The sequence below is a fragment of the Lysobacter antibioticus HS124 genome (genome assembly GCF_000336385.2).
Classification (GTDB): Bacteria; Pseudomonadota; Gammaproteobacteria; order Xanthomonadales; family Xanthomonadaceae; genus Lysobacter; species Lysobacter firmicutimachus.
Window position 1 is genome coordinate 29,868 of the sequence record NZ_HG424587.1, and the last position, 18,955, is coordinate 48,822.

General features: G+C 68.2%; 15 protein-coding genes. 5 read left to right on the forward strand and 10 right to left on the reverse strand.

Annotated elements, in window-relative coordinates; genetic code table 11:
* Positions 1–102 precede the first annotated feature (102 nt).
* From TX83_RS20300 to TX83_RS20315, 4 genes are all read right to left on the reverse strand, one after another.
* A complete protein-coding gene (locus tag TX83_RS20300) occupies positions 103–3,003 on the reverse strand; it encodes a TonB-dependent receptor plug domain-containing protein (RefSeq protein ID WP_064749804.1) in 2,901 nt (966 codons plus the stop codon).
* A gap of 234 nt (positions 3,004–3,237) precedes the next feature.
* Entirely contained in the window at positions 3,238–6,234 is a 2,997-nt protein-coding gene (locus TX83_RS20305) for a TonB-dependent receptor plug domain-containing protein (protein ID WP_064749805.1), read from the reverse strand.
* Positions 6,235–6,952: 718 nt separating this feature from the next.
* Entirely contained in the window at positions 6,953–7,801 is an 849-nt protein-coding gene (locus tag TX83_RS20310; RefSeq protein ID WP_064749806.1) for a hypothetical protein, read from the reverse strand.
* 146 nt (positions 7,802–7,947) lie between these two features.
* Positions 7,948–8,865: an Hsp33 family molecular chaperone HslO gene (locus TX83_RS20315; RefSeq protein WP_064749807.1), complete on the reverse strand. Its 918-nt coding sequence runs from the start codon at positions 8,863–8,865 to the stop codon at positions 7,948–7,950.
* Between the two features lie 273 nt (positions 8,866–9,138).
* Between TX83_RS20315 and mtgA the strand changes: the two genes are divergently transcribed.
* The 5 genes from mtgA (at position 9,139) to TX83_RS20340 (ending at position 12,754) form a co-directional block, all read left to right on the forward strand.
* Positions 9,139–9,810 (forward strand): monofunctional biosynthetic peptidoglycan transglycosylase, encoded by a 672-nt coding sequence (gene mtgA / locus TX83_RS20320; RefSeq protein WP_079248359.1) that lies wholly within the window; start codon positions 9,139–9,141, stop codon positions 9,808–9,810.
* Between the two features lie 55 nt (positions 9,811–9,865).
* Positions 9,866–10,900, forward strand: coding sequence for a glycosyltransferase family 2 protein (locus TX83_RS20325; protein ID WP_064749818.1), 1,035 nt, complete (start codon positions 9,866–9,868; stop codon positions 10,898–10,900).
* On the forward strand, positions 10,860–11,288 hold the full coding sequence (locus TX83_RS20330; protein WP_064749808.1) for a CBS domain-containing protein: 429 nt from the start codon (positions 10,860–10,862) through the stop codon (positions 11,286–11,288). Before TX83_RS20325 ends, TX83_RS20330 begins: the two co-directional genes overlap by 41 nt.
* Before the next feature lie 96 nt (positions 11,289–11,384).
* Positions 11,385–11,978 carry a hypothetical protein gene (locus TX83_RS20335; RefSeq protein ID WP_141233602.1) on the forward strand — a complete coding sequence of 198 codons (594 nt, stop codon included), beginning with the start codon at positions 11,385–11,387 and terminating at the stop codon, positions 11,976–11,978.
* Positions 11,979–12,250: 272 nt separating this feature from the next.
* A complete protein-coding gene (locus TX83_RS20340; RefSeq protein WP_141233603.1) occupies positions 12,251–12,754 on the forward strand; it encodes a hypothetical protein in 504 nt (167 codons plus the stop codon).
* 18 nt (positions 12,755–12,772) lie between these two features.
* On the opposite strand, the gene TX83_RS20345 is transcribed toward TX83_RS20340, so the two are convergent.
* The 6 genes from TX83_RS20345 to TX83_RS20370 form a co-directional block, all read right to left on the reverse strand.
* Positions 12,773–14,743 carry an AsmA family protein gene (locus tag TX83_RS20345; RefSeq protein ID WP_064749811.1) on the reverse strand — a complete coding sequence of 657 codons (1,971 nt, stop codon included), beginning with the start codon at positions 14,741–14,743 and terminating at the stop codon, positions 12,773–12,775.
* Positions 14,744–14,891: 148 nt separating this feature from the next.
* Positions 14,892–15,557: a PAQR family membrane homeostasis protein TrhA gene (gene trhA / locus TX83_RS20350; RefSeq protein WP_064749812.1), complete on the reverse strand. Its 666-nt coding sequence runs from the start codon at positions 15,555–15,557 to the stop codon at positions 14,892–14,894.
* 168 nt (positions 15,558–15,725) lie between these two features.
* Positions 15,726–15,965 (reverse strand): hypothetical protein, encoded by a 240-nt coding sequence (locus tag TX83_RS20355; protein ID WP_064749813.1) that lies wholly within the window; start codon positions 15,963–15,965, stop codon positions 15,726–15,728.
* A 117-nt stretch (positions 15,966–16,082) separates the two neighbouring features.
* On the reverse strand, positions 16,083–16,571 hold the full coding sequence (locus tag TX83_RS20360) for a hypothetical protein (RefSeq protein WP_064749814.1): 489 nt from the start codon (positions 16,569–16,571) through the stop codon (positions 16,083–16,085).
* Complete coding sequence (locus tag TX83_RS20365) at positions 16,571–18,175, reverse strand: peptide chain release factor 3 (protein WP_064749815.1); 1,605 nt, start codon at positions 18,173–18,175, stop codon at positions 16,571–16,573. The genes TX83_RS20360 and TX83_RS20365 overlap by 1 nt, the downstream gene beginning before the upstream one ends.
* Before the next feature lie 136 nt (positions 18,176–18,311).
* The coding region (locus tag TX83_RS20370; RefSeq protein ID WP_064749816.1) for a M23 family metallopeptidase at positions 18,312–18,955 on the reverse strand (644 nt) is incomplete at its 5' end.

Sequence of the window (18,955 nt, forward strand, 5' to 3'; positions counted from 1 at the left end):
GGCCGACCTGCCAATCCCGAATCCCGAATCTCCAATCCCGGCAACAAAGAAAAAAAGGCGGGCCGAAGCCCGCCTTCAAATCGACTCGGATCGTCGTTCTTATCAGAAGCGCATGGTCAGGCCGAGGGTGTAGTAACGGCCCAGGGTGTCGTAGTACTGCGGGAAGGTGTTGCCGCTGTTGAAGCCGGTGCTGCCGATGTTGCTGCCCACGACCGGCGGCTTCTTGTCGGCGATGTTGTTCACGGTGAGGTTGATGCGCGCGTTCCACGGCAGTTCGTAGGCCATGGTCAGATCGAAGTAGTCGTACGCATCGATCGAGGTGTAGGCCGGGAACCATTCGATCGGGCCCGGCTCGACGTCCACCGAGCTCAGGTGACGCCAATTCATGCCCAGCTCGAAGTCCTTGATCGACCACACCGCGCGGAAGTTCGACTTGTAGTCGTACACGATGCCGGCGATGACGTTGCACGAGACGCCGTAGACGCCGAGGCAGTCGTGCTTGGCCACGGCCGGGTCGCCCTGGTAGTCGTACTTGTCGGTCTTGGTCAGATCCAGCGAGAAGTCCAGGCGGCCCCACTCGTTGGCCAGCGGGAGGCCGTAGCGCACGCCCAGATCCCAGCCGCTGGTGGTGATGCGGCCCTTGTTCGAGCGGTCCAGGAACGGACCGCGCGCTTCGCCGTTGAGCGAGCCGTCCTGCGATTCGCGTGCGCCGATCATCAGCTGGCACATCGGGTGGCTGACGCTGAGGGTCGGATTGAACTCCTGGCTGTAGCAGCCGAACAGCGCGTCGCCGAGCACCGGACGGGTGATCGCGTCCTTGATGTCGATCTTCCAGTAGTCCAGGGTGATCGACAGGTCCTGCACCGGCTGCCACACCAAGCCCAGGGTCTGGGTGTCGGCCTTTTCCGGGCCCAGGATCGGGTTGCCGCCGACGAAGGCGTTGGCCTGGCCGGCGCTCGGCTCTTCCACGCCGCCCTGCGAGTTGAGGATCGCCTGCGGCACGCCGGTGGCCACGCAGAGCTGGCCGACGGGGCCGTTGATGCCGCCGTGCTTGGCCAGCTCGGACGCTTGGCAGGGGTCGACCGCGGTGTTGTCCAGGCCGGTCACGACCGGCTGGAACAGCTCGTTGACGTTCGGGGCGCGGGTCGCGCGCTGGAACATGCCGCGGAAGCGCAGCTGTTCGATCGGCGCCCACTCCAGGCCGTACTTGTAGCTGCCGTAGTCGGTGTCGGTCTGGCCGGACTTGAACTGGCTATGACGATAGCCGGCTTCGAAGTTCAGCGACTGCGCGCCGGTCTTGCCGCTGATGATCGGGATGATGGTTTCGACGTAGGCTTCGCGCAGGGTGAAGCTGCCGTCGACGTCCGGGTTGGCGCCGCCGGAACCCTGCACTTCGTTCTGGTCGCGCGAGGCCGCGTCGGCCTTGTTCATGGCCTCGACCTTACGGCCTTCCAAGCCGAACGCGACGCCGATCGGGTAATCGGCCCACGGGCTCTTGAAGCTGTCGCCGAGGTCGCCGTTGACCGAGCCGGACCACACTTCCTGCTCGACGCGCTGGGTGGCGAAGGTCAGCACTTCGAGGAACTTCTTCGAGTCCTTGCTGATCGTGCCTTCCAGACCCCACAGGTTCAGCGGCACGCAGCCGCCGCTCGGATCGACGCAGTTGATGCCGTCGGTCGACAGCAGCGCCTGCTGGGTGCGGGCCTTGGACAGGAAGCCGGCCGACACGGTCAGCTGATCGGCTTCGCCGTGCGACCAGTAGGCGTCGTAGCGCCAGTTGTCGTTGATGTCGCCGCGCAGACCGATGGTGGCTTGGAAGACCTTGTTCTGGAAGTCGGTCGAACGGGTGCCCAGCTCGGTGGTGCGGCGGTTGAGCGTGGTGCTGACCACGCCGGCGCTGCCGACCGAGCACGGACCGCCGGTCACGCCGAAGGTCGAGCACAGCTGCTGACGGGCCGGTTCCGGGATCAGCGGGTTGCCGATGCCGACATTGAAGCGGCCGCCGAACAGGCCGCCCGGGGCGATCTGCGAGAACACGTTGGAGCGGGTGTAGAGCAGCTGGGTGTAGGCCTCGGCGTGCTCGTTGATCTCGTAGCGGCCGAGCGCGGTGGCCTGCCAGCGGTCCAGCGCGGTCTGGTTGAAGTTGTACGGGTTGTAGTTGAACGGCACCGTCTGGCCGGTGAAGCGGCCGGTGGCGGGATCGATCTGGCCGAGGACGCCGGCACGGGTCGGAATGCCGGTGCCGGAACCGCCCTCCGAGCCGTCGGTGGAGTCGAGGTTGAACTCGGAGAAGCCGCGCGAACCCTGCAGCAACGGGTCGTTGTCGGTCTTGCCCAGGCTCAGCACGAAGTTGCCGCGGCCGTCGTCGAGGTTCATGCCCATCGTGACGGTGGTGTTGCGGCGGTCGGCGTCCTGCTTGCTCGACTGGCCGTAGCTCGAGTTGACCTCGATGCCTTCGAAGTTGCGCTTGAGCACGAAGTTGACCACGCCGGCGACCGCGTCGGCGCCGTACACGGCCGAGGCGCCGCCGGTGACCAGGTCGACGCTTTCGATCAGCGCGACCGGGATGACGTTGGTGTCGACCACGCCGAACAGGTTGAACGGCACCACGCGGCGGCCGTCCATCAGCACCACGGTGCGGTTGTCGCCGAGGCCGCGCAGGTTGATGGTCGCGCCGCCGTTGGAGCCGTTATTGGTGCCCGGGCCGATCGAGGGCACGGCGCCCGGCACGACGCGCAGGAAGTCTTCCGCGGCCACCGGCTGGTTACGGGCGATTTCCTCGCGATCGACGGTCATCACCGGGCTGTTGGTGGTCAGACCCGGAATCGAAATGCGGCTGCCGGTGACCTGGATGCGGTCGAGGGTGGTGGCTTCTTCGGACGCGGCCGGCGCGGGCGCCGGGGTGTCCTGGGCGGTGGCCAGGCCGGTACCGGCGAGGCTGGTGGCGCCCACGCACAACGCGAACACGATCGCGTCGCGCAGCTTGGTGGTCTTCAGGGTCATCTCTCTCTCCAAGTGTCCTGAACGAACGAATCCCGTATGGGGGCCGGCCAAGGGGCGTGAAAAAACAGGCCTAAATTGGCAAAGCCGCGTCGATAGTAGACGTCTTGGCGAGGTAATTAAAGTGTTGTTAAGAGCGAATTCGAGTCGCTTGCGGTTTTGAGACCAAGTTCCGAAGGCACAAAAAAACACGGCCCCCGAGGGGGCCGTGTTCATGTTGCGATGCAGCCGTGTTGCTTAGAAGCGCTGCTGGTACTTGAAGTACACGAAACGGCCGATGTCGAAACCGCCGTAGTACGCATAGCCCGAGTTCGGGTTGTCGTAGTTCGGAGCGGCGTAGTGCTCGAACACGTTGTTGGCGCCGACCGCGATGGTGGCGTTCCACGGCGCGTTGAAGCGGACCTGCATGTCGTGGAAGGTGTTGGAGCCCAGCTCGTTCTTCGGCGAGATGTTGCCGTTGAACTCCGGAGCGGTGTAATCCGGCAGCGAGCAACGGTCGTCGAAGCTGCAGTCTTCCTTCACGCCGGAGTAGTAGCGCATGCCCCAGGTGAAGCCCCACGGACCCTTGTCCCAGCTCAGGTTCAGGTTCGAACGCAGGCGGAAGAAGCCGCCGAAGCCGTTCTGCTGCGACGGCTCGGCCTGGCCCAGCACGTCGGTCTGCAGCTCGTTCTTGACCGTGTAGCTGTTCAACCAGGCGACGCCGAAGCGGCCCCACTGCGTGTCGAGACGGTAGTTGACGTCGAAGTCGAAGCCTTCGACCTCGTTGTAACCCACGTTGATCGGCGCGAACACGAAGTTGGTGATGCGGCCGGTGATCGGATCACGGGTGAAGCGCGAGCGCGACGGATCCTGTTCGGCGTTGCAGCGGAAGGTGATGCCGCGGGTATAGCAGTCGTCCAGCACCTGGGTCGGGCTGTCGGCGGTGATCGCGTTCTCGATCTTGATGTTCCACCAGTCCAGCGACAGGTTCAGGTTCTCGACGAAGTCCGGGCTCCACACCACGCCCAGGGTCTTGGAGGTCGAGGTTTCCGGAACCAGGCGATCGTTCGAACCGGACAGGAACGGGGTGTCCGTCTGGAAGTTCGGACGCGGAGCGAAACCGCTCGGCTGGGCCGCCGACTGGCGGAAGCCGGCCGGAACGCGCAGACGCGGATCCGGGTTGGCAACGCAGACCGCGGTGCCACGCGCGTCGCCGAACAGCGAGTCGCAAGCGTCGGTGTAGAACGAGAAGCTCTGGCTCTGGCCACCGTACAGGTCGGCGATGGTCGGGGCGCGGAAGCCTTCCGACCAGGTGCCGCGGACCAGCAGCGAGTCGATCGGCTTCCACTTGAAGCCGAACTTGCTGTTGGTGGTATTGCCGAAGGTGTCGTAGTCGGAGTAGCGGGTCGCGACGTTGAAGGTCAGTTCCTTCGCGCCGGTGACGTCGGCCAGCACCGGGATCTGCAACTCGGCGTAGAACTCGTCGAGGCTGTAGCCGCCGCCGGTCGGGCCGCTGGCCAGATCGGTGGAGCCGCCGCTCTGCGACAGGCCGTCCGGCGAGAAGAAGCCGCTTTCCTTACGGTGCTCGTAACCCACGGCCAGGCTCAGATCGCCGGCCGGCAGGGTGGCGATCGCGCCGCTCAGGTTGACGAAGTAGTTCTTGGTTTCGGTCTCCGACACGGCCTGGCCCGGCTGATACAGGTAAGCCTGCACGTTCGGGTCGTTCAGGCCGTTCTGGCCGGCATAGCCGAACGGCAGCAGCGGGTTCCACGGGGTGCACTGGCCGGCCTTGTTGCCGAGCGGAATCGGCGCGCCCGGCGTGCCGCACTGGACCTGGCCCTGGGCGTTGAGGAACGACGGACCGACCGCAGCGCGCACGTTGGCGACGTTGAGGTTGCCGGTGCTGATCTGCACGCCCTTGTTCTGGTTGTACAGGTAGCCGGCGTCCCAATCCCAGATCCGCTCGCCGACTTCGAACGAGCCGCTGAAGGTGCCGGTGAAGCGGTAGGTGGTCAGGCTGTTGCGGACTTCACGCGGCACTTCCCAGCCGCGGCGCACGAAGTGCACGAAGGTCGGGGTCTGACCGGCCGGCATGGTGCCGGCGGCGACGGCCTGGTTGCCGACCGGGTTGAAGTAGCTGTCCACCGACATCGGGGTGTTGAAGCCCGGCGGCAGCACGGCCGACTGGTACGGATAGCCGGCGTTCTGAGCGAACGATTCGCGATCCGTGTACAGCATGTCGGTTTCGAAGCGCAGCCAATCGGTGATGTCGTAGCTGGCGTTGACGAAGAGCGACTTGCGCTCGATGCCGCTATAGACGGTCGACTGCGAGGACGGCAGCGAGACGTCCGAGCTGTTGCGGGCGCGGAAGTTGGCGGCGTTGCGCGGATCCAGGCCCGGAATTTCGCGGCGCAGGAAGCGCGGCGCGCCCAGCACCGGGGTGCCGTTGGGATTCAGGGCGCCGGTCGGGATCAGCAGCGCGCCCCACTGGGTGGTGCTGGAGAAGAAGAAATCGCGCGGCTCGCTCTTCGGGCCGGTCGGGGCGCCCGCCTGCGAGAACCAGCGGTCGCGCGCCCACACCGGATCTTCCTTCGAGTACTCGGCGCCGACGGTGATCGAACCGCGGTCGCCGGTGAAGCCGATCAGGAAGTCGTAGTTCTGGCGGGTGCCGTCGCCTTCGCCGTACTGGCCCATGTAGGCGTTGGCTTCGGCGCCTTCGAAGTTCTTGCGGGTGATGATGTTGATCACGCCCGCGATCGCGTCCGAACCATAGATGGTCGACGCGCCGTCCTTCAGGATTTCGATGCGCTCGACCAGGGCCGAGGGGATCGAGGCCACGTCCTGCAGACCGTCGTTGGTCGCGCCGAGGCGCTTGCCGTTGACCAGCACCAGGGTGCGGTTGGCGCCGAGGTTGCGCAGGTCGATGTAGTAGCCGCCGACGGCTTCGCCCGAGCTCAGCGGGGCGGTGCGGCTGATCGCCGGCGAGCCGGCCGCGGTGATGTTCTGCAGGATGTCGGCGACCGACTTGAAGCCCTGCTTCTCGATTTCGGCGCGGCTGATCTGCAGGACCGGCGCGGCGGTTTCGATGTCGACCTGGCGGATGCGCGAACCGGTCACTTCGACGCGATCGAGCGTGGTCGCTTCCTTGCTTTCGGTTTCCTGGGCGAAAGCGACGCCGGTGCCGACCAGGGCGGTGCTACCCACCGCGAGCGCGAATGCAATCGCGTCGCGGAGCTGGGTGGTCTTGAAGGTCATTTCTCTCTCTCCGAGTCTGTTTTGTATTACCCGTGGACTCGCTGGGTGGGGCAAATAGGCACACCAAATCCAGCAAGCTCGCCGGATCGTAACTGCACACTTCGGAAAATTAAAGTGTTGTTAAGCGTCGCAGATTGTCGATTTGCGGCATTCGTGTGAGCGATTCGTGCAAAGTGAATCGGCAAACAGGTCGCTAGATAAAAGATGAATAGGGAGTTAGGGTGGTGAAAATTGCGTTCAGACCCAGAAATGGCGCCTGAATGCAATCCATTCTCGTCGGGCGAGGGGCTTTGCTGAATCGGGCGATCCGTTGGCCGGGCCGGCGCTGTCGCGGAGGCGGCGGTCCCGAGTGCCGGCTGGGCGCGGGTCCGGGCGAGGCGATCTATAGCGGGGTGCCCGATGCGCGCTATGGGCCGGTCGGTGCCTGCGGGCGCGCTGAGAATTCGGCCGTGGAAGGGGGCGGATGCGGTCGGGTCGTGCCGTCGTCCCCGGCGCGATCCCCACGGCGGCTGGGCTCATTCGCCGCCGCAACGGCGTGGTCGGCAGGAGGCGGGGCGCGGCTTCGAGTCGAGCGGGTTGGCCGTGGCGCCGCTGCGCATGCGTCGTCGGGCGCCACCAGGGCGCTGGCGCCCGGAATGTCCGCCAGATCGGCACGGCAGTGCTGCCGTCCACTTATATAAGGATGCTGACCGAAGATGCGCCGCGAGCGGCGTCGGACTTACAGGTCTTGTTCGTAACGGACGTAGGGCACAGTGCCCTCGTCCTTGTCGCCGTTGCCCGGCGCGAACGGGTTCTTGCCGCGGGTCACGACGTTTTCGGCGCCGACGGTGAGCTGGCCGCTCCATGGGGTGCGCCAGGTCAGGCCGACGCCCAGGCCTTCCCACTGGCCGGGCTGCGGGGTGTCGACTACGCGGCCGATGATGTTGGCGGTGAAGTTGCCGATGCCGGCGCCGATGCTGAGGCTCTTGCTGCTCCAGCGGTCGGCCACGCTGGGTACTTCGCCGGCGGGGATCAGTCGTGCGTGCGCCAAGGTGCCGCCGATCGAGACCATGGCCTCGCGGCCGATGTTCTTCTGGGCGTAGACGGTGAGGGTGTTCTGGTCGACCCGGCTGGTGCGGCTGTTGGGGCTGAGCCAGGCCGGCAGGGTATCGCGGCCGCTGCCGATGCTCACGCCGACCCGGCCGCCGGGGCGGTTGAGGCTGGCGCCGGCGGAAAGCTGGCGGTTGTCGTCGCCGTCGTCGTCGACGGCCGCGAGCAGGCAGTGATTGGCGAGGTTGCCGATCGCGCCGGCCAGGCCGGTCTTGCGGTCGCAGACCAGGCCGAGGCCGTCGCCGGCATCGAGGCCGAGGGCGGCGTCGAAGGAATTGTTGCCCAGCTTCCAGCGTCCTCCGGCCTGCTTGGCCGGTTCCAGCTGCAACAGATACTCCAGCTTGCCGTTGTTCTGATTCCAGACCGGCAGATAGGTGGTCTCCGCGCGCTTGCCCGGCAACGCCTGTGCGTGCGCACCCGACACCGCGCCGAAGGCGAGCGTCAGGGCAAGCGACAATGGGCGCAGGAGCTTGAGCATGGATCTCGCAGTGCGTGGACCGACCGTTATGACCGGATGAAGCCGGCCGAAGTTCCCCGTTAGGCGACTCCGACTATAGTCGGTTTATGTTTATTTAACAATCCGATAGGGGTCCCAAATCTCGGATCCGCCAGACCGTTCGTCGCTCACTGCAGGCGGTGCGGCGCCTCGACCTCGGCCGCGGCGGCGGCGAACAGGCCGGCGATCTGGTCCTGGTCGAAGCGGTAGCTTTGGCCGCAGAACTCGCAGCGGACCCGGGCTTCGCCCTCGGCTGCGGCGGCGTCGGCCTCTTCGCGGCCGAGCGAGACCAGCATGGCCTCGACCCGCTCGCGCGAGCAGGAGCAGGCGAAGCCCAGCGGCTTGCCGCCGAGCACCTGGACCCCGTCTTCGTGGAACAGCCGGGTCAGCAGGGTGGCGGTCGGCAACGCCAGCAGTTCGCCGGCGCGCAGGGTGTCGAACAGCGCTCCGACCCGAGCCCAGCCGTCGTCGTCGCCCTGGTCGCCGGGCAGCTTCTGCAGCATCAGGCCGGCGGCCTGGTGTTCGTCGGCGGCCAGCAGCAGCCGGGTCGGGAGCTGTTCGGACTGGCGGAAATAGCCTTCGAAGGCGCCGGCGAGGGAGTCGGATTCGAGCGCGACCAGGCCCTGGTAGCGGACCGGCTCGCGGCCGTGCAGGCCGGGATTTTCGATGGTGATCGCCAGCATCGCCTCGGAGCCGAGTTCGCGCAGGTCGCGCGAGACCGCGCCGCCGTCCTCGGCCAGTTGGACGATGCCGCGCAGGGTGCCGGCGGAGGTGCACTCGGCGAACAGGGTGCGCAGGGCGCCGTCGCCGCGCAACTGCACGGACAGGCGGCCGTCGACTTTGGCGTGGCCGGTGAACAGGGCGGCCGCCGCGGCGGCTTCGCCCAGCAGTTCGGCCGCCGCGGCCGGGTACTCGGCGCGTTCGCGGATCTGCCGCCAAGTGTCGTGCAGGTGGACGCGCACGCCGCGGACCCCGGCGCCCTCGATCATGAAGCGGGTCAGGCGGTCGCGGTCGTCGGCGGGGGCGGCGGTCTGGGAATCGGTCATCGTCGTGGTCTCGAGCGCGCGAAGCGGCCCCGGCTGCGAATGCGGGCGCGGCTTCGCGGATAATGCGCGCGTTCTGGTGGGCGTTTTGAGTGAAAGGGGGGCAAGCATGCCGACGCGATCGGTACCGAAGGCAACGAGGCGGGCGGGCCGTGTCGCCACCACAGTGGGGGCGGAGGCGTGCCGGTGCAAGACTTGACCTCCCCGGTGCCGGACCCCGGGACTGCCGTCGTCCCGCCGCGGCCGCGCCGGTTGCGGCGTTGGCTGCGCTGGTTGATGGCGCTGCCGTTCTTGTTCGCGCTGGCCTCGATCCTGCAGGTCGCGACCCTGCGCTTCGTCGACCCGCCGCTGTCGGCGTTCATGCTGATCCGCCAGTTCGAAGCCTGGGGCGAGGGCGATCTCGGTTTCCGCATCGCCTACGACTGGCGCGACCTGGACGAAATCTCGCCGAACCTGCCGGTGGCCCTGGTCGCGGCGGAGGACCAGAACTTCGCCGAGCATTTCGGCTTCGACCTCAAGGCGATCGAGAAAGCGCGCAAGAACAACGCCCGCGGCCGCAAGGTCCGCGGCGGCAGCACGATCAGCCAGCAGACCGCCAAGAACCTGTTCCTGTGGAGCGGCCGCAGCTGGGTGCGCAAGGGCATCGAGGCCTGGTACACCCTGCTGATCGAGACCCTGTGGCCCAAGCGCCGGATCATCGAGGTCTACGCCAACATCGCCGAGTTCGGCGACGGCGTATACGGCGCCCAGGCGGCGGCGCGCACCTATTACCGCAAGGACGCGGCGCGGCTGGCGCCGGCCGAGGCCGCGCGCATGGCCGCGGTGCTGCCCAACCCCAAGCGCTACAGCATCTCCCGGCCGGGGCCCTATGTGCAGCGGCGGGCCGGCGCGATCCAGCGCCAGATGCGCTACATCGGCGGCGACGGCTACCTCAAGCGGATCGAATGAGGGCAGCCGTGCCGATCACGTTCCGCAACGCGACCGCGCGGCTACTATGCGCGGCATGAATCGCGAACGCGTCACCGTCGTCCTGGCCGCCTTCGAGGAGGAGCAGAGCCTGCCGCTGCTGCAGCCGCGCATCGCCGCGGCGCTGGACGTCCTGGCCGCCGACGGCATCGACGGGCGCGTGCTCTACGTCGACGACGGCAGCCGCGACCGCACGTGGGCGCTCCTGCAGGAGTTCGCCGCACGCGATCCGCGCATCGCCCTGCTGCGCCTGTCGCGCAACTTCGGCAAGGAGGCGGCGCTGACCGCCGGCCTGGACCGGATCGACGAGGGCGCGGCGCTGATCCTCGACGCCGACGGCCAGGACCCGCCGGAGCTCATCCCGCAGTTCGTGGCGCTGTGGCGTCGGGGCTACGACGACGTTTACGGCACCCGCATGGAGCGCGAAGGCGAGGGCTGGCTCAAGCGCAGCACCGCGCATGCCTTCTACCGGGTGATCGGCCGGCTTTCGCGCACTCCGATTCCGGCCGATACCGGCGACTTCCGCCTGCTTTCGCCGCGCGCGCTGGATGCGCTGCGCCAGCTGCGCGAGCGGCACCGCTTCATGAAAGGCCTGTTCGGCTGGGTCGGCTACAACCGCATCGCCCTGCCTTACCACCGCGAGGCGCGGATGGCCGGAGCCAGCAAGTTCAATCTGTGGCGGCTGTGGAACCTGGCGCTGGAAGGCATCACCAGTTTCTCCACCGCGCCGCTGCGCCTGGCCACCTATCTCGGCCTGGCCACGGCCCTGGTCGCGTTCGCGTTCGGCGCCAAGGTGGTGCTGAAGGCGCTGTTGTTCGGCGACCCGGTGCAGGGCTGGCCGACGATGATGGCGGTGATCCTGTTCCTGGGCGGGGTGCAGCTGATCGCGCTCGGCCTGATCGGCGAGTACCTGGGCCGGCTGTACGAGGAATCCAAACAGCGGCCGCTGTACCTGATCGACACCTGGCAGCCCGCGCGAGGAGTATGCTCGGAACCGAAGCGGTTTCCCCAGCGTGCGGAAGGAGACGGCCATGCGCACGGTACGACAGTTGTTGGAGGCGAAAGCCCCTGAGATCCACGCCATCGGGCCCGACGCGCCGGTGATCGACGCGATCCGGCTGATGGCCGAGAAACGCATCGGCGCGGTGCTGGTGATGGAGGGGCCGCGGCTGGCCGGCATCCTGTCCGAGCGCGACTACGCGCGCAAGATCGTGCTGCAGGGGCGCTCGTCGGCGGACACGCCGGTGCGCGCGATCATGACCGCCGAGGTGGTGGTGGTCGGGCTCGGCGACAGCGCCGACCACTGCATGCAGGTGGTGACCGAACGGCGCATCCGCCATCTGCCGGTGATCGATGCGGGCCGGGTGGTCGGGGTGGTGTCGATCGGCGACCTGGTCAAGGCGGTGATCGAAGACCAGCAGCTCGAACTCGACCAACTGCAGCGCTACATCGTCAGCTGAGCGCGGCCGCGGCGGCGCCCCTTGCCGCAGAGCGCGCGCATTCGACTATGCTGCGCGGCGGCGACGTTTCGTCGCATGCCCGAGTGAAGGATCACCATGCGTTCCAGTCGTTTCGTTGTGCTGCGGTCGTCGTTGGCCGCCCTGGCCGTTACCCTGGCCGCGTGTTCGCCGTCGGCCTCGGAACCGGCCGCGGCCGCGGTCAAGCCTGCCGCGGCGCAGCCGGCTCCCGCCCCGCCGCCGGCGCGTCCGGCACAGGCCAGCGTCGCCGCCGACGGCCAGCGCGTCGACGTGGTCACGGCGATCCGCGCGTTCCCGATCGCGATCGCCGAGGTGTTCGACGGCCGCGCGCGCAAGATCGACCGGGTGACGATCCTGGGCCAGGAGGACAAGGGCGAACGCTTCGATCTGCTGCTGCGCATCGAGGGCGCCAGCGATCCCAAGGCCGAGGGCGGGCGTTGCCGCGACGGCCGCGAGGTGGTGTTGCGCACTCTGGCGTTCGACGCCAACGACAACCAGGTCAGCGGCAGTCACGACTTGGAGTCCTGCCTCAAGCGCACTCGCTTGGTCGCCGAGCGCCGCGAGGGCGACCGGGTCGAATACGACCTCGAACATACCTACGCCGAAGGCGATACCTGGCCGGTCTATCTGGTCTACGACCTGCGCCATCCGGGCGCGGACATCACGATGTAACGCGGGCCCGGCTTGCGCGGCAGCGGCTCCGCCGGCGTCCGGCGCGGTCGCAGGGTGTCCGGTTTCGCGCGCCGGGCCGTGAGGCGACGGGGCTGCGGCCCAGGCTTTAGTGAAGGACCGCCATGAATCGATGCTCTTTCCTTGCCGTGCGCATGCCGGTCGCGGCCTGCCTCGTCGCCGCCATGCTGGGATGCCAGCCGGCGGACGCACCACCGGAGACGAGCGGCCGCGCGCCCGCAGCGACGCCGCCGTCGCCGTCGCATCCGCGGCCGATGGCGCCACAGGACGCCGGCCCCAAGTCGCTGCCGGCGCGACGTGCGCAACAACGCCCGGCGCAGGTCGGCATCGCCGCCGATGGTGGGAGTCTGCAGATCGCGACCGCGGTGCGCACGTTTGCGCTGCCGATCGATCAGATCTTCGCCGATCCGGTGCGGCGGATCGAACGCGTCGCGATCCTGGGCCAGGAAGACCGCGGCGAGCGTTTCGACCTGTTGCTGCGCGTCGAAGCCTCTAGCGATCCGGACGCCGAGCGCGGGCGCTGCCGCAAGGGCCGCGAGGTGACGCTGCAGAACCTGGCGTTCGACGCCCAAGGCGGCACGGTCGGCAACTCGGCGGTGATCGTGTCCTGCCTGAATCGGATTCGCCTGGCGGGCGAACGGCGCCTGCGCGATGGGCGTACCGAGTACGCGCTCAGCCAGCGGTTGCCCGATGGCAGCCACATGGAAGCGAACTTGGTCTACGACCTGTCCCATCCGGGTGGAGACACCGAACTGTAGCCGGCGCCGCGCACGCGTTCAGTTCGCCGCGTGTCCGGCGCAGCTTGCGTCCTTGCCCGGTCCCAGCTCCAGCGTCGCCAGCAATGCGGCCGGCGGTGCGATGCTGCCCAGGGCCAACGCCGCCGCGCCGCGCAGGCCCAGGCGCTTGTAATCGGGACGCGCGCGGGGATGCTTGAACGTACCGTCGATGTACAACGGCGTGCGCAGCGCCAGCAGGCTGCGGTCCTTGGGCCGGGCGCGAATGGTGAGATCGAGTTTTTCCTGGGCGAGGTCGATCGTGCCCTTGCCGACCAGCAAGGTATCGCTGGTGTCGAAGGCCAGCGCGCGCGCGCTCATCACCCCGTCGGCGACGGCGAAGTCGCCGAACGCGCAGCGGATCGGGATCTTGCGGTCGTGGGTGAGCTTGAACTTGAGGATCTCGGCCAGGTCGATGCCGGTGAATTCCATCAGCAGGTTGCTGATCCGGCCCGGGCCCATGCCGACCGCGACCTCGCCGTCGCTGCTGCCGAGCATGCGCGCGACTGAGTCGCCTCGGCCGCTGAGGGCCATGCGGCCGCCGACCTTGCCGACCGCGTCGCTGGCCAATCTGACGTTGGGCAGCAGCTTGGCCAGGGTCAGGCCGCGCGCGTCGATGTCGGCACGGGTGCGGATCGGCGCCTGGCGCGCGTCCATGACCACGGTCGAGCGGATCTCGCCGTCGGCGACGCCGAAGTTCAGCGGCGACAGCTTCAGCAGGCCGTTTTCGAGCAGCAAACGGGCCTGCATGTCGTCCAACGGCCAGCCCGGCGCATTGATGCGCCCGGCGCGCAGGCGTACGTCGGCGTCCATCGCGCGCAGTTTGTCGAGCCGGTAGGGCGTGTCCGGCAGCAGCTTGGCGCTGGCCTGCAGGCGTGCGTTCTCGGCCGCGAGCTCGGGATTGGTGCTTTCGCCGCGTCCGGCTTGCGGCGGCGCGCCGACGAAGCCGGCCAGATCGTCGAAGTCCAGCCGCTTGGAGACCAGGTCGGCGCGCAGGTACGGACGCGGCCCGCCGGTGGCGACGCTGGCGTCGCCGGACAGGTCGCTGTCGCCGACCCGGCCGCTGAAACGACGATAGCGCCAGGTCGTGCCTTCGCGGCTGAGGCGGCCGTCGAGCGCATAGGGCGGGGTGTCGGGAATCGCTAGCCCCAGCAGCGGATACAGATCGGCCAGGTTCGTGCCGGCCAGGGCCAGTTGCAGCTCGAAGTCGCGCAGGTGGAACGGGTCGATCAGTTCGCCGCGCGCGTGAGCGCGGGTGGCGCCGGCGCTGGCGCGAACGTCGATGCGGTACGGGCGCTGCGCATGCCGCAGCTCCAGCGGCGATTCGGCGCGGCCGAGCAGCTTGAACGGATTGCCTTTCCAGCGTCCGCTGCCTTCGACCTGCACCGGCGGCGCGGCGTCGGCGCGTTGCGCGGCGCGGCTGGCGACATGCAGGTTCAGATCGGTCTTGCCGGCCGGGTCGAGGAATTCCATCCGCCCGTCGTCGATCCAGATCCGCCGGAACACCGGCAACTCGCCGTCGCCGTCGCGTTCGAACTTCCAATTGCCGCCATGCTCGGCGTCGCTCTGCAGGTTCAGCCGCGGCTGGCGCAGGCGGATTTCGGGAATGCGGACCTCGCCCTTGAACAAGGGCCACAGTTCGATCGCCAGTTCCAGGCGTTGCGCGCTGGCCATCAGCGGCCGCCGCGCCCACGGCGCATTGGCGAAGCTCAGTCCGTCGGCGCGGATCACCGGTACCCGGCCGAGATCGACGTCGAGAGGGCCGGCGATGTCGAGCCGGCGCCCGGTACGCGCTTCGACCTCGCGCTCGATCGGGCCTTTGAACCAGTTCCAGTCCCACAGCAGGATCAACGCCAGCACGGCCAGCGCGAGCAGGCCGACACCGACGCGGAGCGGGTGACGGCGCAAACGCGCGCGCCAGGACGGCGTCGCGGTGGCGGTGGAGGGCGGTATCGGCGGTTTGTCGTGGCTCATCGCGGGCGGGCGCCGGCCGATCGTGGCGGAGGCGCGCGTCGGCGCGCTCCGTTCGGCCCGCGCGTGGGGACCAGTTCGACGATGGCCTCACCATCGCCAGGCACCGGTAAAGCCGGGGTGAACGCGTCGTGGACGCGCTGTGCGGCGTTCAGGCCGGCGACGGCACCACTTGCGACAGCACCGCGATGTAGTGGCAGACGCTGCCGGCGATGACGAACAGATGCCAGATCGCATGCGAGTAGCGCAGCGACGGCCGGTGATAGAACACGGTGCCGAGGGTGTAGCACAGGCCGCCGGCGAGCAGCCAGCCCAGGGTCCACGGTTCCAGCGCCTGGATCAGCGGCTTGATCGCCACCAGCACCAGCCAGCCCATGGCGATGTAGATCAGGGTCGACAGCAGCTTGAAGCGGCCGGTGTAGAACAGCTTGAACACGATCCCGGCCAGGGCCAGGCCCCAGATCGCCGCGAACAGCCCCCAGCCCCAGGGACCGCGCAGGCCGATCAGGGTGAACGGCGTGTAGGTGCCGGCGATCAGCAGATAGATCGCGCAGTGGTCGAACACCTTGAGCCGGCCCTTGACGATCGGGTGCTGGATCGCGTGGTACAGGGTCGAGGCCAGATACAGCAGCAGCAAGCTGATCCCGAACACGATCGAGCTGCCGAGCTGCCAGGCATCGCCGTACAGCGCGGCCAGGGTGATCATCACCGAACCGCCGGCCAACGCGGCGGTGGCGCCGAGGCCGTGGGTCAGGGCGTTGGCGATTTCCTCGCGGATCGAGTGGTCGCCGTGTGCGGGGGCGTGGGCGGCGGTCATGGTCCCAGCATCCTAGCGCGGTCTGGAGCAAATGCTCGGCCCCGGCGCGAACCGACCGACGGGGTAAGGCGACGCCGGTCCGGTTTCGCGATCCGGATCACGCCGGCGTTGCGGCACCCGTCGTCCGCGGAGTCCCGGGCGGGGCTCCGCGGACGGAAGCGTCGGCGTTCAGCCGGCCGGCACGGCGCCGTACTGCGACATCGACGGCATGCCGACGAACAGCAGGATGATGCCGACCACGTAAATGACCAAGGGAATCTTGTTGGCGGCGAAATTCATGATCGCGAACACCAGCGCCACGAACGGTATCAACAGCGAACCCAGTCCCCACCAGATGCTTTTGCGGAACGCGTTGACGACGATCCACAGACCGCCGATCAGGCACAGCGCGATGCCCAGGTAATACATGACCCCCTCCCGTATGGACGCCGGCCGGCTCGGCCGACCGGGTCGATGCTAGTCGATGCTGCCGCGCAGCATCGGGAGGGCGGGGGCAGCGAGCCTGTGGCGCGCAGACGCCGAGGCTCACTCGAGTTCGTTGAGGCGGCGGATCCTGCGCAGCCGGCGTTGGATCTTCTGCGGCTTGGGGAAACGGTATTCCTCCACTTCCACCAGCAAGCCGCAGCCCTCGCCGAAGGCTTCGCGCATCGCATAGAGGCGGCCGTTGCCTTCGAAGGCGAGCCAGCGCGCGCCGTCGCGAACCACCTTGATCTGCGAGACCGAGGGAATGATCTCGCTCAGCGCGGCCAGATCGAGCCGGCCGAGGGCCAGCAATTCCTCGCGCCGCGCGGCCAGCGCCTGGGCCCGCGCACGGGTGGCCTGCTGCGCCGACTCGCGGTCGATGCGGTGGATCGGCTGCAGTTCGCGCAGCGGCACCAGCGCCTGCGCCTTGTCGCCGCGCAGGCGGTGGATGTCCATGATCACCTTGGCCATGTAGGCGTCCTTGTAGTCGAGCGCGGCGACTTCGCTGCGCTTGCTCAACAAGTACAACCACCATTGGCGCAGGCGCGACATCAGTCGACGGCCACCGCGTGGGCGTGCTCGCGGGTGGCCAGGAACTCGACGCCGGGGGCGCGCTCCTGGGCCAGCTGCAGGTTGACCCGGGTCGGCGCCAGGTAGACCAGTTGGCCGGCGGCATCCAGGGCCAGATTCAGTGCGTTCTTGTCGCGGAACTCTTCCAGCTTCTTGGCGTCGTTGCAGCGGATCCAGCGCGCGGTCGCGACCGAGACCTGCTCGAAGCTGGCATCGACGCCGTACTCGTCCTTGAGCCGGTAAGCGACCACGTCGAACTGCAGCACGCCGACCGCGCCGAGGATCAGGTCGTTGCTCATCAGCGGGCGGAAGAACTGGGTGGCGCCTTCTTCCGACAACTGCGCCAGGCCCTTCTGCAACTGCTTGAGCTTGAGCGGATCGCGCAGGCGGGCGCGGCGGAACAGTTCCGGGGCGAAATTGGGGATGCCGGTGAAGGACAGGTTCTCGCCTTCGCTGAAGCTGTCGCCGATCGAGATCGTGCCGTGGTTGTGGATGCCGATCACGTCGCCGGGCCAGGCGCTCTCGGCGATCTCGCGGTCGCTGGCCATGAAGGTCAGCGCGTTGGCCAGCTTCACTTCCTTGCCGGTGCGCGGATGGAAGGCCTTCATGCCGGCGCTGAACTTGCCCGAGCAGATGCGCATGAACGCGACCCGGTCGCGGTGCTGCGGGTCCATGTTGGCCTGGATCTTGAACACGAAGCCGGACAGCTTGTCTTCGCCCGGCTGCACGTCGCGGCTGGTGGTCTCGCGCGGCTTCGGCGCCGGCGCGTGCTCGACGAAGAAGTCCAGCAGCAGCTGCACGCCGAAGTTGTTGACCGCCGAGCCGAAGAACACGGGGGTCTGCTCGCCGGCGAGGTACTTGGCCTTGTCGAACGGGTGCGAGGCGCCTTCGACCAGTTCCAGCTCCTCGCGCAGTTCGGCCAGCATGCCGGCGCCGATCCGCGCTTCCAGCGCCGGGTCGTCGATCGAGGCGAAGATGGTCGAGTCCTGGCGGGTGAAGTTGCGGCCCTGTTCGTACAGATGCACTTCGCCGCTGATCAGATGGACCACGCCCTTCAGGCGCTGGCCCATGCCGATCGGCCAGGTGATCGGCGCGCACTGGATGCCGAGCACCGACTCGACCTCGTCCAGCAGTTCGATCGGGTTCTTGCCTTCGCGGTCGAGCTTGTTGATGAAGCTCATGATCGGCGTGTCGCGCAGGCGGCACACCTCCATCAGCTTGATCGTGCGTTCCTCGACGCCCTTGGCCACGTCGATGACCATCAGCGCCGAGTCGACCGCGGTGAGCACGCGGTAGGTGTCCTCGCCGAAGTCGGCGTGGCCGGGGGTGTCGAGCAGGTTGACGATGCGGCCCTCGTAGGGGAACTGCATCACCGAGGAGGTCACCGAGATGCCGCGCTCCTTTTCCAGCGCCATCCAGTCCGAGGTGGCGTGGCGCGCGGCCTTGCGGCCCTTGACCGAGCCGGCCATCTGGATCGCGCCGCCGAACAGCAGCAGCTTTTCGGTCAGGGTGGTCTTGCCGGCGTCGGGGTGCGAAATGATCGCGAAGGTGCGGCGGCGGAGGGCTTGCTGGGTGACTTCGGACATGAGGACGGCGCGCCCGGGGCGCGTCGGGAGTCGAGAGGAAGGCGGCGATTATACCCGGGGGCGGCACCCGCGCCGGCGGCAGGGCGGCGGACCGCCGGAGGCGGGCGGGACCCGGGGCGGGGGAGGCGGCGCCGGGTCAGCGCGCCCCGCCGCTCAGGTGCAGGGGGCCTTGCGGGCCGGTCATGCGGAACGGGATGGATTCCAGGCGCATGCCGCGGTTGACCTGGACCGCGAAGTGCAGGTGCGGGCCGGTGCTGAAGCCGGTATTGCCCGATAAGCCGATCTGCTGCCCGGCGCGCACCCGCTGGCCGAGCCGCACCATCACTCCGCCGTCGTCCTTGAGGTGGGCGTACAGGGCCATGCTGCCGTCCTCGTGGAGGATGCGGACGAAATTGGCGCGGTCGCCGTACTTCTCCAGGTTCAGTCCGGCCTTGTCGAAGTCGGACTCGACCTGCATCACCGTGCCGTCGCGCGCGGCCAGCACCGGGGTGCCGATGTCGGCGGCGAAGTCGACCGCGTAGCGGTGTTCGGGCTCGTTGTGGCTGAAATGGCCGCCGTAGCCCTGGTCGATGCGGAACTGCTGCTGCTGCAGCGGCAGCAGGTAGTCGACGTTGCGCGCGCGCGCGTCCGGGTCGCCGGGGGTGCTGCGCATATTGAGTTCGAAGTCGCCGCCGCGGGTCGGGTCCTGCGCGCTGAGCACCGCCACCACCGCGCTGCTGCGCGCGTCGACGATGGCCCGCGCCGGCAGGTGCGGCGAGCCGACGATGTTGTTGCTGTGGG